The sequence below is a fragment of the Cyanobacterium stanieri LEGE 03274 genome, assembly GCF_015207825.1.
GTDB lineage: Bacteria > Cyanobacteriota > Cyanobacteriia > Cyanobacteriales > Cyanobacteriaceae > Cyanobacterium > Cyanobacterium stanieri_B.
This window is the reverse complement of sequence record NZ_JADEWC010000062.1, coordinates 1-1,510: the sequence shown is the minus strand read 5'-3', so window position 1 is coordinate 1,510 and position 1,510 is coordinate 1. Positions and strand designations below refer to the sequence as shown.

1 protein-coding gene and 1 pseudogene are annotated in these 1,510 nt (G+C 34.4%); one reads left to right on the top strand and one right to left on the bottom strand.

The genetic code is table 11. The annotated features are described in order from the left end of the window. Positions 1 to 184: 184 nt before the first annotated feature. Positions 185 to 895: a DNA (cytosine-5-)-methyltransferase gene (gene dcm / locus IQ215_RS14240; RefSeq protein WP_193802057.1), complete on the top strand. Its 711-nt coding sequence runs from the start codon at positions 185 to 187 to the stop codon at positions 893 to 895. 289 nt (positions 896 to 1,184) lie between these two features. On the opposite strand, the pseudogene IQ215_RS14230 reads toward dcm, so the two are convergent. Continuing rightward, a pseudogene (locus IQ215_RS14230) lies at positions 1,185 to 1,510 on the bottom strand (photosystem II D2 protein (photosystem q(a) protein)); the annotation flags it as partial.

Below are 1,510 nucleotides of genomic sequence, written 5' to 3'. Positions count from 1 at the left end.
TCCTGAGTGTGGTTACATTACAGGGCGAGATCATGCTTCTGCTTTAGTAATTAGGAATCGTGGTTTAGATTTAGTGGCGGTCGGGCAGCCCGTCCAAGAAAAGGCTAGTGGAGATGGTCGCAGCGGGGGCGAGTTTACTCGTCTAGCCACGAATCTGTGAAGCTAGAATCCCCCGACATAATCTTTGATTTGTCGGTGGGAGTGTCAATTATTAGAAAATGTTAAAAATTTAGTTGGTCACGATCAAGGTAAAACTTTTGAAGTCATAAAAGATACTTTAACTAAAGGTTTAAATTATTCATTTATACCATTTATAATAAACTCAAAAGATTATGGCAATGTACCTCAAACTAGAGAAAGAATATATATTGTAGGTTTTAAAAATGAAGGTCATATTGTTGCATCTTTAAATGAAAATGTGCAAAGCAATTTGATACATCTATTTAATGACAATTTGTCAACCAAATTTCAAATTCCTAAGCCTATATCCTTGACAAAAAAAGTAACGGATATTATCAATAAATCTGTTGCTGATGAATCTTATTATTACAATGAATCTAGCCGATATTATTCAGAATTAAAACAAAAAATGACGAAAGAAGATACCATCTATCAGTGGAGAAGGGTATATGTTAGGGAAAATAAAAATAAATTATGTCCTACGTTAACAGCTAATATGGGTACGGGTGGACACAACGTGCCATTGGTTAAAGTTAATGGAAAATATCGAAAGTTAACTCCCCAAGAATGTCTGGCTTTCCAGGGTTTTGATATTTCTGAATTTAAGTTCCCAGAAAATATGGCAAAATCTCATTGTTATAAGCAAATTGGTAACTCTGTAGTTGTACCAGTTATTGAAAGAATTGCTAATAATATTAAGTCTGTTTTAAGTTAATGAATAAGATTTTAAAGGTGATATTTCATGTTCTAAAATTATGTCCTTATAAATACTAAATCTAGGTCTTCTTCCCTGCTTTTGATAATCGAGAAATGTCTCTTTTTTGTTAACAGGATGATTATAAATTAAGTTATTGGGAATTAAATAAATATCAAAATCTCCCTGCCAATTACCTTGTTTGTAAAAATCTAGGAAATATAGGTCAATAATTTTAGTAACCATAAAAAAATAAGCCCCCCGTAGGAGACTCATTCAATTTAGATGATTATGGATCTATTCTTATACCTTAGAGAGCGTTACCACGAGGTAATACTTCTTCAGGGAATTCAAATCTTTGGTGAGGTTGATCCTGAGGCGCCATCCATGCACGTAAACCTTCGTTTAAAAGAATGTTTTTAGTGTAGAAGGTTTCAAATTCAGGGTCTTCTGCGGCTCTTAACTCTTGAGAGACGAAGTCATAGGCACGAAGGTTAAATGCTAAACCAACGATACCAATAGAACTCATCCACAAGCCAGTTACAGGCACAAACAACATGAAGAAGTGTAACCAACGTTTGTTGGAGAAAGCAATACCGAAGATTTGAGACCAGAAACGGTTAGCAGTAACCATGG